Annotated in this window: 7 protein-coding genes; 6 read left to right on the top strand and 1 reads right to left on the bottom strand. The window is 40.5% G+C overall.

The window, feature by feature from the left end:
• The first annotated feature begins 13 nt into the window (after nucleotides 1-13).
• From BS34_RS0102335 to BS34_RS0102310, 6 genes are all read left to right on the top strand, one after another.
• The gene (locus BS34_RS0102335) at nucleotides 14-3,550 is read left to right on the top strand and encodes a helicase-related protein (RefSeq protein ID WP_029406949.1); all 3,537 of its coding nucleotides are present in this window, start codon (nucleotides 14-16) and stop codon (nucleotides 3,548-3,550) included.
• The gene (locus BS34_RS0102330; RefSeq protein ID WP_029406948.1) at nucleotides 3,547-4,863 is read left to right on the top strand and encodes an AAA family ATPase; all 1,317 of its coding nucleotides are present in this window, start codon (nucleotides 3,547-3,549) and stop codon (nucleotides 4,861-4,863) included. The genes BS34_RS0102335 and BS34_RS0102330 overlap by 4 nt, the downstream gene beginning before the upstream one ends.
• Nucleotides 4,863-5,531, top strand: a complete 669-nt coding sequence (locus tag BS34_RS0102325) for a retron system putative HNH endonuclease (protein ID WP_051640643.1) — start codon at nucleotides 4,863-4,865, stop codon at nucleotides 5,529-5,531. The genes BS34_RS0102330 and BS34_RS0102325 overlap by 1 nt, the downstream gene beginning before the upstream one ends.
• A 17-nt stretch (nucleotides 5,532-5,548) precedes the next feature.
• Nucleotides 5,549-8,395 carry a DUF1156 domain-containing protein gene (locus BS34_RS0102320; RefSeq protein WP_029406946.1) on the top strand — a complete coding sequence of 949 codons (2,847 nt, stop codon included), beginning with the start codon at nucleotides 5,549-5,551 and terminating at the stop codon, nucleotides 8,393-8,395.
• An 11-nt stretch (nucleotides 8,396-8,406) separates the two neighbouring features.
• Nucleotides 8,407-11,232: an ATP-binding protein gene (locus BS34_RS0102315; RefSeq protein WP_029406945.1), complete on the top strand. Its 2,826-nt coding sequence runs from the start codon at nucleotides 8,407-8,409 to the stop codon at nucleotides 11,230-11,232.
• A gap of 114 nt (nucleotides 11,233-11,346) precedes the next feature.
• Entirely contained in the window at nucleotides 11,347-11,895 is a 549-nt protein-coding gene (locus BS34_RS0102310) for a recombinase family protein (protein ID WP_029406944.1), read from the top strand.
• A gap of 155 nt (nucleotides 11,896-12,050) precedes the next feature.
• Here BS34_RS0102310 and BS34_RS0102305 read toward each other — a convergent pair whose 3' ends face one another.
• Nucleotides 12,051-14,684: a tyrosine-type recombinase/integrase gene (locus BS34_RS0102305; RefSeq protein WP_158660962.1), complete on the bottom strand. Its 2,634-nt coding sequence runs from the start codon at nucleotides 14,682-14,684 to the stop codon at nucleotides 12,051-12,053.
• Nucleotides 14,685-14,693: the final 9 nt, after the last annotated feature.

The following is a 14,693-nucleotide window of genomic DNA, read 5'->3' as shown; positions in this document are numbered from 1 at the left end:
ACAGGATTTTTTCGTGCTTAAACTCGAAGACATAACAACAGACGCTCAGATACGAGGAATTGTCTCGGAACAAATCGTTCGTATTGTTCAGGTAGAGCCTGTTGGTGACTCAGCTGTAACTGTTTACTACAAAGATAACCAAGGCAAGCTTGGTGAACGAATGTTATTCCGCTCAGATGAAGCAAAGCTTGAGTTGGCGACAGAGGGTCGTCCGTGGGCATTTGATGCGCCTGGTGCTGAATTTAAATTAGGTGTTGAAGCTTATCGTATTAGCCAAGCTTCATTATTTGATCCAATGATGGCTGTTCATACGTCTAACGTCGAGCCTCTTCCTCATCAGATTTCTGCTGTTTATGAGTCAATGCTTCCAAAACAACCGCTACGCTTTGTGCTTGCAGATGATCCTGGAGCAGGTAAAACCATTATGGCGGGCTTGCTAATTCGAGAATTGATAATGCGTGGTGATGCAAAGCGTATTTTGATCGTCTCACCTGGTTCGCTAACAGAACAATGGCAAGATGAATTGCTAGAAAAATTTGGGGTTACCTTTGATATTTTCAGTCGAGAGAAGCAAGAACAATGTGCATCAGGTAATTACTTTGATGAATCCGATCAACTGATCTGTCGGCTAGATCAACTCTCTCGTAGCGAAGAGTTTCAAGATAAACTCAAAAATACCGAGTGGGACATCATCATCGTGGATGAGGCTCACAAACTTTCGGCGAGTTACTTTGGCACCAAGATTAATAAAACCAAGCGTTTCCAGTTGGGCGAACTGCTGGGCTCTATTACCCGTCATTTCTTACTGATGACAGCGACCCCGCACAACGGTAAAGAAGAAGATTTTCAGATTTGGCTTTCTCTTCTTGATTCGGATCGTTTCTATGGCAAATTCCGTGAAGGTGCGCATAAAGTTGATGTTTCAGACATGATGCGTCGCATGGTCAAAGAAGAGCTGCTTAAGTTTGATGGTACTCCTCTCTTTCCTGAGCGTCGTGCATACACAGCCAACTATGAGCTCTCCTCAATGGAAGCTTCTCTCTATGAACAGGTCACAACTTACGTTCGTGAAGAGATGAATCGTGCTGATAAGCTCGATAGCAAAAAGAAAAATAATGTTGGCTTTGCTTTAACCATGCTTCAACGCCGACTTGCATCCAGCCCTGAAGCCATCTATCAATCTCTTAAGCGTCGTCGTAAACGCCTTGAGGATCGTCTGGAAGAAACTAAACTGATGGCTAGAGGTCAGGCTGTCCAAAAAGAAGGTATTGCTGAAACGCTTGGTCAATATACAGTTAAAAAACAAATTGATCTGCCAGATAGTTTCGATGAACTCGATGAAGACTTGAGTGCTGAAGAGTACGAAGAGTACTCAGAACAGGTTGTTGATCAAGCATCTGCTGCAGAAACCATTCCAGAATTAGAAGCTGAAATTCTCAGTTTAAAAGACTTAGAGTATCAGGCACTCTCTGTAGTGCAGTCAGGCAACGATAAAAAGTGGGAAGAACTTTCTTATCTACTGCAAGACAAACCCGAAATGTTTTCCAGCAGTGGCTCTCGTCGCAAGCTTCTCATCTTTACAGAGCATAAAGATACGCTTAATTACCTAGTAAAACGCATTGGTGACATGCTTGGAAATCCAAACGCAGTTCGCACTATTTATGGTGCAACCAACCGTGATGAACGCCGTAAAGTGCAAGAAGAGTTTCGTAACGATCCTGAAGTGATTGTGTTGGTTGCAACCGATGCTGCTGGTGAAGGTGTGAACTTACAAAATGCTAACTTGATGGTCAATTACGACTTGCCATGGAACCCTAATCGTTTAGAGCAGCGTTTTGGCCGAATTCACCGTATCGGGCAAACCGAAGTCTGTCATCTGTGGAATATGGTAGCTTCTGAAACTCGTGAAGGTGAAGTCTTTAAAAAGCTATTCGACAAAATCGAAGTGGAGCGAGAAGCACTCGGAGGCAAAGTCTTTGATGTGCTAGGTGAAGCGTTTGAAAACGTATCGCTCAAAGAACTTTTGGTAGATGCAATTCGTTATGGCGAAGCACCTGAAACCAAAGCCAAAATGAATGAAGTCATTGAAGGTGCTTTGGATGCAGATCACCTAAAAGAAATTCTGCGCCGCAATGCTTTAGTTGAACAGCACATGGGGCTTGAAGATCTGTATGCAGTCAAAGAGGAAATGGAAAAAGCTGAAGCACGCAAACTCCAACCTTACTTTATTCGAGCATTTTTTACCGAAGCGTTTAAAACGTTAGGTGGCGAAATGAGAAGCCGAGAGACAGGAAGGTTTGAAGTTCGTCATGTTCCTGCAGCTATACGTGAACGTGATCGAGTTATTGGTGAGTCTCGCACGCCGGTTTTGCGTAAATATGAACGTATTTGTTTTGAAAAACAAAATGTTCGTGTCACAGGAAAGCCGATGGCCGATTTAATTCATCCTGCACATCCTCTTATGCATGCTGCTACTGATTTAGTCTTACAAGCACATCGTACAAAGCTAAAACAAGGTGCGGTATTGGTTGACCCGAATGATGATGGCTTAGAGCCAAAAGTACTATTTATGGTTGACCATACTGTTAGAGAAAGCAGCTCAGAGACAGTCGCTTCTCGTCGATTACAATTTGTCGAAATTGATGAGAAGGTTTCGGCTACCAATGCTGGCTGGGCACCGCATTTAGATTTGCAGCCCATAGATAATTATGACATAAAGCTCGTACAAGATATTTTGAATGCAGGATGGTTGAACCAAAATCTAGAGTTGTTAGCGTTGAATCATGCCTCACAGAACCTTGTGCCTGAGCATTATCAAGAGGTGAAATCACGCCGAGAACGACAAGCAGATAAAACACTTGGTGCTGTGAATGAACGTTTAGTGAAAGAAATCAACTATTGGTCTCATCGCTATATCAAACTGCAAGACGATGTTCAGGCAGGCAAACAGCCACGCATGCAGCCAGAAATGGCTCGCCGTCGAGTAGATGAACTCACAGCTCGTTTAGAGCAACGTAAAAAAGAACTTACTGACCTCAAAAATGTCATTTCCAGCACGCCTGTTGTCATGGGGGGGGCTCTTGTCATTCCTCAAGGTTTACTCGCCTATCGTAAAGGTGAAACACAGTTTACTGTGGATGCTGAAGCTCGTTCACGAGTAGAACGCGTTGCTATGAATGCTGTAATGGAAATTGAGCGGAGTTTTGGATTTGATGTCAAAGATGTTGGGGCTGAGAAATGTGGTTGGGACGTCACCTCTCGTCCGCCTACCAATACTGACGGTTCCATCCGACCAGACCGTCATATTGAAGTTAAAGGTAGAGCAAAAGGTCAAACAACCATTACCATTAGTCGTAATGAAATTATCTATGGCTTAAACCAATCAGATAAATTCATCTTGGCGATAGTGATTGTTGATGGCGAGAACCACAAAGGACCTTATTACATTCGCAATCCATTTTCCCAAGAACCTGATTTTGGCGTGGCTGGCGTTAATTATAATTTGGATGCACTTTTACAAAAAGCCACCAAACCTGAAGAAAGCTTATGAAATTAGATAGTCTAAAATTAGAAAACTTTAGAAGATTTCCAAAAATAGAAATTGACTTCCACAAAAATCTAACAGTGATTGTTGCTAAAAACGGCCAAGGAAAAACCTCTATCTTGGACGGTGCTTCAGTTGCTCTTGGATCCTTTTTTTCAAGTTTTGAGCTAGGAAGAGCTAAAAATTTTGATAAACATGATGCTCGTTATTTTGCTGAACCTAACAGCCTTGAACAAGAGCAATTATACCCTGTTATTGCATCAGCCAAAGTAACTTTTCTTAGTGGTAAGCATGACATAAAAAGAGAACTAAGAAGTGCCAAAGGACGAACCACAAGTGGAGAAGCCGAAGCTATCAATCACTATGCAAAAGATTTATCGCAAGCTCTAGGCAGTCGTCTTCAAATTGATCTACCTTTAATGGCTTATTACGGTTCAGGTCGGCTATGGAACAGCCACAAAAATATGAAACGTAAGCTGGTATTAAAAGCTAGTAGAAGCATGGGCTATGAAGATTGTTTTTCTGCAGCATCTTCTTATAAGCAAGTTCAAGAGTGGATGATTAAGGCAACTTTTGGTGTGATGCAAGAAAATGCCATGGATGAATACTCAGGTTCAAATTTAAAGAATCAAGTCTATAGTGTTCAAAAAAGCGTGAACAAGGTTCTAGCATCGGAAGGCTGGAGTAATTTTCATTACAGCTTTCAGCATGAAGAGCTAGCCATGAGTCATCCTGATTTAGGTGTACTTCCAGTATCGTTATTAAGTGATGGTGTGAGAGCGATGGTGTCGATGGTTGCCGATATGGCATGGCGTTGCGCTAAGCTAAATCCACACCATGAAGATACAGCTTCAGAAAAAACTGATGGCATCGTGTTTATTGATGAGGTTGATATGCATCTTCACCCTAGCTGGCAACAAACAGTTCTGAAATCTCTAAGAGAATCCTTCCCCAGAATCCAATTTATTGTCACCAGTCATAGTCCCCAAGTGCTTTCAACAGTATCGAAAGAATGTATTCGTGTGTTGGGTGAAATAAACGGCGAAATGATTGCATCAGTGCCTAAAGCTTTTTCTTATGGCGAACCGAGTAATGATGTGCTTGAAGCTATTATGGGCGTGAACCCTCAGCCGCCTGTTGCCGAAAAAACGCAACTTGAAAGGCTAACGGAGTTGGTAGACCAAGGTGATTATCAATCCAATGAAGCGCAAAGACTTTTACACGGGCTGAGACAAAGTTTAAATGCTGCTCACCCTCAATTGCAAAAAATTGAGCGTTCAATTCGTCGAAAAAAGTTTCTAAAAGGCGAGGAGAACTGATGCGTCCTATTCTAAAAACAGGAACTGGGAATTATCACCTCAACCAAGCACATTTAACACCTCCTGCAACTACAGATGCAGCGAAAAGTCGTTGGTCGTCATTTGGTTATAAGGCTGATTTATTGAGTATCTTGACTGACGAACAAAGTGGATTATGTTCGTATTCAGAAATCAACCCTGCACATTTTGGTATAGGTGTGCACAATGAGCATATTCAGCCAAAAAGCCGCTATCCCCAACGAACATTTGATTATCACAATTTGGTGATGAGTGCGCTGAGTTCAGATGACTTAAAACACCTAAACAGAGTAGATCAATTTGCAGGTAATGCAAAAGGTAGTAATTATGATCCAAATTTATTCATCTCGCCTTTACAGCCTAATTGCCAAGATTTCTTTGCTTATTTGTCTGATGGTCGTGTGGTTCCTCGTAAAGACTTGAACGCGACTGACGAGTTCAAAGCGACATACACTATAGGGCTATTGAATCTTAATTGCGCCTATTTAACCAATAAACGCAAAAATTGGATTGATGAACTCGATGAGCTGATTGATGAACATATTAAACAAGGTTGGTCTTTGGCAGACTTACAGGACATTTACTTAAAACCTTGTAATCAGCAACTTTATTCCTTTTACACTGCTAATCAACAACGATTTGCCGCTTAAAAAAACAAGAAAATACCATGTCTGAACCTAAAACCAAATCTTATAAAAAACTGATTGAAGTGGCTTTGCCACTGGATGATATTAATGCGGCGGCGGCTCGTGAGAAGTCGATTCGTCATGGGCATCCGAGTACCTTGCATTTATGGTGGGCAAGACGGCCTTTAGCCGCGGCTCGTGCAGTGATTTTTGCGCAAATGGTCAATGATCCATCTGAAACGGTGGAAGGCGATAAGCGCCGTCGGGAGACCAAACTGCAAATTATCCGTGAGCGTGAAGTCCTATTCGATATTATTCGGGATTTGGTGAAGTGGGAAAATACCAACAATGAAGAAGTGTTGAATCGTGCCCGCAATGCGATTAAGCGCAGTTGGCGTCAAACTTGTGAATTGAATAAAAACCATCCGCAAGCGTCAGAGTTATTTGACTCAGAAAAACTACCAGCATTCCATGATCCTTTTGCCGGAGGTGGTGCGATTCCACTTGAAGCTCAGCGTTTGGGCTTAGAGAGTTATGCGTCTGATTTAAATCCTGTGCCAGTCATGATTAATAAGGCAATGATTGAAATTCCACCGAAATTTGCGGGTCAAACTCCGATTGGCCCGATTCCACAAGGAGATAAACAACCAGGCCTGGTCGAAAATTGGGAAGGCGCCAAAGGTCTTGCGGAAGATGTACGCCGTTATGGGCATTGGATGCGCGAAGAAGCGCAAAAGCGCATTGGACACCTCTATCCGAAAATTAAAATCACGGCGGATATGGTAGCCGAGCGCGAAGATTTAAAACCTTATTTAGGACAAGAATTGACTGTGATTGCTTGGCTGTGGGCAAGAACGGTTAAGAGTCCCAACCCTGCGTTTAGAGACCGCTATACACCTCTGGTTTCATCATTTGTAGTTTCTGATAAAAAAAATAAAGAAGCTTATGTTGATATTGTACAAAATGAAGTGGATTTTTCCTTTTCAGTCCATAAAGGTAAAACTTCTGATTGGAAAGTAAAAAAGGAAGGAACAAAGTTATCAAGAAATGCTTTCAAGTGTATTTATAGTGGTATTTCAATAGATTTAAGCTACGTAAAAAAAGAAGCTAAAAACGGTAATATGTCTCAACGTTTGATGTGTGTTGTTGCAGAAGGGAAAAAAGAGAGGTTGTTTATATCTCCGAACTCTGAACATGAAAACGTTGCTTTATCAATACCTAGAGGCTGGGAATCTTCATTACCACTGCCAGCTAAGCTTACTGGAGGAACATGCTTCTCCTATGGGCTTGAGACATGGGGAAGTGTTTTTACAAACCGACAACTCATTGTTTTAAATGAAATAATTGATATTTTAGAAAATTTTAAAGTTAGTTCCAACTTCGAGTACGAAAAAGCAATAAAAACATATCTTTCTTTTCTTATTAGCCAGATTGCAAATCATGGTGCTTCCATTTGTGGTTGGAATGCACCAAATAATCAAATGAGGTCAGTCTTTGCTAGACAAGCAATACCTATGGCTTGGGACTTTGCAGAAGTAAATCCTTTTTCCAACTCTACTGGTAGCATAAAAAATCTATTTGAAAGGCTGATTAAAAGTTTTGATTCGTTGGGGATGAATATTGCCGGATTTGCTGAACAAAAAAATGCTACAACACAAGAGTTGTCTTTAAATAAAGTTATCTCAACTGACCCACCTTATTATGACAATATTGCTTATGCGGATCTATCTGATTTTTTCTATGGTTTTCAGCGCAAACTCCTTAAAGATTTATATCCAGAATTATTCTCAACGGTTGCTGTCCCAAAAGAAGCTGAACTAACAGCATTAAAATTTAGACATGGCACTAAAGAAGTAGCAGAAAACTTTTTTTTGGATGGAATGACTAAAGCGATGAGGCAGCTTTCGATCCAAGGGCATCCAGCTTTTCCAGTGACCATCTACTATGCCTTTAAGCAGTCTGAAACCAAAGACGACAGTACCGCAAGCACTGGTTGGGAAACTTTTTTAGCAGCGGTGATTAAAGCCGGCTTTTCTATTGATGGGACTTGGCCAGTTCGAACTGAAAAAGTAGGTAGAGCTATTGGAAATGGAACAAACGCTCTGGCCTCGTCTGTAGTGCTTGTCTGCCGTCGCCGAGAAGTTGAAGCCGCGACTATTTCTCGGCGAGAATTTCAACGAGAACTCCGCTCAGAAATGCCCGATGCGTTAGAGGCGATGATTGGCGGTGAAGCCGGTGCTTCGCCCATTGAGCCGGTGGATTTAGCGCAAGCGGCGATTGGTCCGGGGATGGCGATTTATTCCAAATACTCTGCGATTCTCAATCAAGATGGCTCAGAAATGTCGGTTCATGATGCTTTGGTACTGATTAATAAAGCGATCACCGAGCATTTGAATCCAGATTCAGGTGATTTTGATGCCGATACCCTGTATTGTGATGATTGGTTTGCACAATATGGCTGGAGCCTAGGGCCATTTGGTGAAGCCGATACCTTAGCGCGTGCCAAGGGCACTACGGTCGATGGTGTGCAAAATGCCGGCGTAATTGAATCCGGTGGCGGTAAAGTCAAATTGATGAAATGGCAAGACTATCCAACCGAATGGGACCCAAAAACCGATGATCGTATGCCCATTTGGGAAGCGTGCCACCAAATGATTCGTGTGCTCAATCAACAAGGTGAAAGCGCCGCCGGAGGATTATTGGCTCGTATGCCTGAGCGTGGCGAGCAAATCCGCCAGCTAGCCTATCACCTCTACACACTATGCGAACGCAAAAAATGGGCAGACGATGCGAGAGTCTATAACGAACTGATTGGTTCATGGCACGCCATCGTCGCCGCTTCCACTGAAGCGGGTCTCAGAGACGAACAAATTGGATTGGAATTTTAGGGAAAGTAATTATGAGTTTAAAACCTTGGCGTGAAATCGCAAAACCGCATAAAGATGTCTTGGAAGGTACATTTAAACAATCCGAGTTTGCAGCGGATATTTCCCAGGTAGTTTCAGGAACCGCGACGCCGGAATATCAAGATGCGGAAAAGTTTTTTGCCCGTACCTTTATTACTGAAGGGATGCGTTTATTATTACGCACCGTTGCCGAGCGTTTAGCTGGACATGGTGGTGACCCTGTTATTCAACTACAAACGGCATTTGGTGGTGGTAAAACCCATACTATGCTGGCTGTTTTACACTTGGCCTCTCGCAAAGTCAGTACAGATAAACTTGATGGCATTCCGCCAATTTTAGACGAAGCGAACATCACAGAATTGCCTTCTGCCAAAGTTGCTGTAATAGATGGAATCAAGCTATCTCCAAGCCAGCCACAAAACCACGGAGCGATTTTAACAAATACTTTATGGGGTGAACTTGCTTGGCAATTGCTTGGTGAAGAAGGCTATGCCATGGTGGCGGATAGTGATACTTCTGGTACTTCTCCTGGTAAAGAAACGATTCGCCAGGTGATTGAGAAAGCAGCACCTTGTGTAATTTTAATGGATGAGTTGGTCGCTTTTATTCGCCAGTTAGAAGTTGGTCAGCATTATAAAGCGGGTTCTTTTGACAGTAATATTTCCTTTATTCAAGCGTTGACTGAGGCTTTAAAATCCGTGCCCAATGCGATTCTACTTGCGTCTCTTCCAGAGTCTGAACTAGAAGTCGGCGGCACGATGGGACAGCGAGCCTTAGAATCGCTAGAAAAGTATTTTGCGCGTGTTGAATCTGTATGGAAGCCAGTTGCTTCAACAGAAGCATTTGAAATTGTACGTCGTCGTTTGTTTGAAGATGCAGGGGATCGAGCACAGGTAGAAGGAATTAGTCGTCAATTTTCAGATTTCTATCGTGCTAACAGTACGAAATTTCCGTTAGAAACTCAATCGAACGTCTATTATGAGCGTTTATGCCAGTCTTACCCAATTCATCCCGAAGTGTTTGACCGTCTGTATGAAGATTGGTCCACACTGGATAAATTCCAACGTACCCGTGGCGTACTTCAGTACATGGCGGTCGTGATTCACCGCCTATGGAATGACAACAATCAAGACGCTTTGATTATGCCGGGATCTATTCCGCTGGATGATAGTGTTGTACGAAACAAGAGTATTCATTACCTGCCACAAGGTTGGGAGCCCGTCCTAGAAAAAGAAGTGGATGGTAGTCGTTCAGAGCCTTTTGATATTGATGGTCGAGATACTCGATTTGGTAGCGTGCAGGCTGCTCGTCGCGCAATGAGAACGATTTTCTTAGGTAGTGCGCCATCTAATAACGCTCAGGGTGTAAAAGGTGTTAATATCGAACATATTTTATTGGGGTGTGCTCAGCCAGAACAGACCACCGGTGTATTTGAAGATGTGTTGAATCGTCTCAGAGATAAGCTGCATTATCTATATGCTGAACATGATCGGTTTTATTTAGACACGCGTCCAAATCTACGTCGTGAGATGGAGAGTCGTAAACAAAATATTAACGATCTTCAAGAACTTCAGCCTTTACTTAAAGAAAGAGTTAGTCGAGTCTTCGGACGTAATCATTCTTTTGCTGGTATTCATGTTTTTACGCCATCAGCGGATGTTCCTGATGACTATGGTAATGGCCCGAGGTTAGTAGTGTTATCGCCAAGCCAAGCCTACAGTCGAGGAGAGTCTAATCAAGCATATAGTGCTGCTGAAGAGATTTTAAGAAATCGAGGTGAACAACCAAGACAAAAGCAAAACCGGCTGATTTTCTTTGCTGCGGACTATGATGTAGTGAATCGTTTAAAAGATGCTGCAAAAACCTACCTTGCATGGAGAAGTATTGATCGAGATGTTTCGGAAGGCAAATTAGATTTAACTATGTCTTTAAAAAAAGTTGCTGAGCGCAATACTGCCGGGGCAGAACAGAGTTTGAATCAAATTGTCCGAGAAGCTTATAAATGGCTGATCTGCCCCGTTGAAGACTTCATTAAAGGCAAGCCTGAATTAACTTGGGAGTCGGTTTCTGTTTCTCCAGCTGCGACTAACTTGATTTCAGAAATTGAAACAAAACTTCGTGAAGAAGAATGGCTGATTTCTGACTGGAGTCCCGTTTTCTTAAAAAGATTGCTTGAGCAATGGTACTTTAAAGATTCTTCCGAAGTTAATGCATTAAAGGTTTGGCAGGATAGCTGTAATTATTTGTACTTACCTAGAATGACAAATAGTCATGTTTTTGAGAATGCCATCAGACAAGGATTAGAAACTGAAGATTTTTTTGGATATGCTGCGGGTAAAGATCAAGACAAGTATCTCGGATTTGTATTTGGCAGAAACACAATTTTATCGATTGATGAATCCTCGATCTTAATCGAACGTGAAGCGGCTGAAAAATATAAAGAAGAAACAAAACCTGCTCCAGTGACCCCACAACCAGTTTCTCCAACAGGTGGCAATACAGATCCGACTTCACCAGATGACCATGATGGTGCTAAAACAGGTCCTATTCAGCCAATTGATCCTGAGCCAGTAATAGCAGCTATTAAAAATCAGTTCTATGGAACAGTCGAACTTGATCCAATCAAAGCCAAAATGGACTTTGCCATGATTATGGATGAAATTGTGCAACAGTTCACTTCAAAACTTGGGGTCAATGTCTCAATCTCTGTTGAAATTCAAGCTAAACTGAAAGACGGTTTTGATGAGTCTCTGCAAAGAACTATCAAAGAAAACTGCAATGTTCTTAAGTTTAGTAGTGCCGAATTTGAAGACGAATAAACGCCTTACTCTTCGATAAGATTCTCATGATGTATACATTGTGAGAATTATGCTTCAGGGTTATTATTTTATGTCTTATAATTTAGTTATTAGAAAGCATTAGAGGTCTTGATAATGGCAGTTGTTGGTTATGCTCGCGTATCAAGTGTTGGACAAAAATTAGACGTGCAAATGGAAAAGCTCAAACGATATGGTTGCAATAAAATTTTCGAGGAGAAAGTTAGTGGTACCACTGCCAATCGTACACAGCTACAAAACTGTCTTGAGTACCTAAGAGAAGGAGATAGCCTTGTCATTGCAAAACTTGATCGTCTTGCCCGCTCAACATTTCATCTGACGAAAATAGTTAATCAGCTTGAAGAAAAGAATGTTGATTTTGTAGTCTTGGATCAAAAAATTGACACCACTACACCAACAGGAAAGCTCCTCTTTAATATGCTTGCCAGCATTGCAGAATTTGAGACTGAGATTCGTAAAGAAAGACAAATTGAAGGTATCGAGAAAGCTAAATCTAAAGGCGTAAAATTCGGAGCAAAGAAAAAACTGTCAGAAGAAAAAATCGAGCAAATGATTTTGGAACGTCAATCGGGAATTTTAGTAAAGGATTTGGCTCTAAAGTATGGAATCAGCATTCCCAGTGTTTATAGATTGATGAAAAAATGAAGATTAAAATGCCCAAACCATCAGTTGCAGTGCTCAACTTCGAGATTGAGTTGACCTATTTAAATTGAATAGGAATCAGTTTGAAGATATAGTCCAAATGACTTTTTTGTCCAATCTATAAAGCCTGGCTTGTCCATTAATTGACTATGACTGAATCAACCTCTTGACTGTCTACAACTCACCCCATAAATTTTTGAAAGCTCCTCAACACCGATTGAATTTTGCATCAAACTTTGTAGAAGGTTCTGAGCCTTGGGTAAAACCCGTATTATCTCTTCATAAATTGACGATGATTTACTTTCGATTCCCTCATTCGTTATTAACTCCAGATCTTCCGACTCTTTAAACCCTGGCACTGGTATTTCATGACACGAAATTAGGTCACATACAATCTTAATTTTAATATATTGCTCGTTAAAACTTTTATCCTCATTGAGATAAGTTTTTTTTATTCGAGAGGCTTTAACAGAAGAATCTTGCGATGTGACAAAAAAGGACTTAAATAAAAACGCATATTGTGCTTGACTTAAAGGCTCATAAAACTCAGGAACAATTTCTTGAAATATATGCAAATAACTCTTAAAAGTCGTGTCTGGAACCTTATGGCCTAAAAGCATAGCCAACTGCATCAGCGTTGATCGAGGTAATGTTTGATTTTCTCTTGGAAAGAAATAACTGATTAAATCTGCTGATGCCCCTTTAGAGTAAAATTCTTGTAACTCCCGAACTTCCTCCACATCTTGCAATATTTTTTTACACCCAAATAACCTGGCTAATTCTGGGTACGGCACCTGCATTACTTTAATCATAAAGTAATTTGCAAAACTATGCCGCAGTCCATGAAAAACGAACGTATGGTCTCCAGTAATTTTTCTACATGCCACTTGAACTGAATCGAAAATATCTTTTTCATTAGCCGGTTCTGAGGGACTATCTGAAATAAAATAAACACCATTAGATTGTTTTCTAACTTTCCACCAAGCCACCACATGCTTCAGAAGAAACGTGGGGATCAATTGAGCAAGTGGTATCCTTCTTCTTGAATAAAAGTTCTTTAACTTTCTCGCCTTGTGCGACCTAACAAATAAAAAAAGAGCATCATCGCGCCCGTAAATATCAATGGTTCTTAACTTCCATATCTCTCGTCTTCTTAATCCACAAAAGTACCCCAATATGAGAGCTATTTGTCTACAGGTTATAGTCGTTTTTTCAAAAACATCATCTTCAGATAGAGCATGATAAACTTTAACTGCTTCAAAAGGCGTAAGTACATTGGCATTAACTGAGCCATTAAAATCAATACCATCTAACTCATGCAAAGGTAGCTTCATTAGCCCCATGTTTTTATTTAGATAGCTAATATAAAACGTTAAATAAGTTCCAACTTGCTTATCGTTGGAGTTATCAAGCACTTCTTGAAGCAAGTCCATCCAATCTTCTTCTTCAAGCTCTAAAAGATTGAGGTTGTCAAAAGCGGCTATAAGTAAATATGCCAGTCTGTAAAAATAACGCTTTATACTCTCATCTGACAGTTCATTGCTCTGAGCTCTGCGATAAAGAAATAAAAGCCATTTCATTAACCATAAAACCATTAATGATGACTGATGATCTTGTTTAATTTTATTTTCTAAAAAAGTAACAGAATCTTTCTTTCCGATACTCCGCAAAACTTTTCGAATCTGTCTTATTCTTTTTTCTTGTAATGACTGGGGGGCAATCAACTGGCTTGCATCGCTATCCTCACCGTCATTTAAATCGTCAATTTCAGAATCTATTTTTGGACTTTCATTAACATCAGAATTTACACGTTCGTGCAAAACTCTATTTCCAGTTATGATTCGGTACAAAGTCTCAGGCTTTAATTCAGTGAAAGGTTTTTTACCGATTGAAACTGCATGCAACATTGATGGACGTTTTAGGTAAATATTTGCTGCAACGACATCGATTATTTGACCCATTTGTCTAGGAATCAAAAATTTGATATTAAACTTCTTGGAAAACCGTTTGATTTCTCTCAACAAGCATCTATCAGATATTTGTTTTAAGTCATAGTCATCGATGTTTAAAAAAAGACTTTCCAGTCCTCCGTTGTTCCAAAACTTTAAAAGAAATAACCAAGACCTTAAATGCAACTTCTTACTCATTCTTTGCTCTTGGTTTGTAATTAACAATCTTGGCTCATTATCACCTAGTTGAAAAACCTCAGCTGAAGAACTACGAAGAATAGCATTAAGTTCATTTCGATTGAATACATGAGAATCAGAAATCAAACTTAATACAGTCCAAGCAAATAATTTGTGCCCACCTGTTTCATTAAAATCAAATAAAGCATCATCTAAAATTTGAGTGTAGTATTTTTCGTAATGTGCGTTATACATCTCTGTTTCTCGCACATGCGGTATAACCCTGTTTTGTACGACTTTTACTTCAATATCAGAGGCTGATTTCCAATTTAAATATTCAACCGCGTATCGAAAAACTCTTGCCAACATATTCGACACTTCGCCTTGAGAATAGGCATCAAGTTTTTTATTAAATAAACGACTGTTTACCCTTTTATAATTTATTCTTTTATCCGGTAATGTAACCTCTTCAATTGACCTTTTTTCAGGCTGAATATCTTTTAAAATAGCATCAATTACAAGCAGTAGAATATCCTTCTTACGTTCTGTCCATGTTATGTTTTCATTATCCTTCGACAATTCAAACAACCAAAAGTCAAAGGCCTGCTCCAAAATAGCTTGGTAGGCTAGTTCCTCTTCAGTCAGATTTTTATCTAAGTCTTCCATTCCTTGAGT

Source organism: Thiomicrorhabdus sp. Milos-T2 (assembly GCF_000702325.1).
In the GTDB taxonomy this organism is placed as follows: domain Bacteria; phylum Pseudomonadota; class Gammaproteobacteria; order Thiomicrospirales; family Thiomicrospiraceae; genus Thiomicrorhabdus.
The sequence above is the reverse complement of the archived record's forward strand: the minus strand, read 5'-3'. Positions and strand labels throughout refer to the sequence as shown.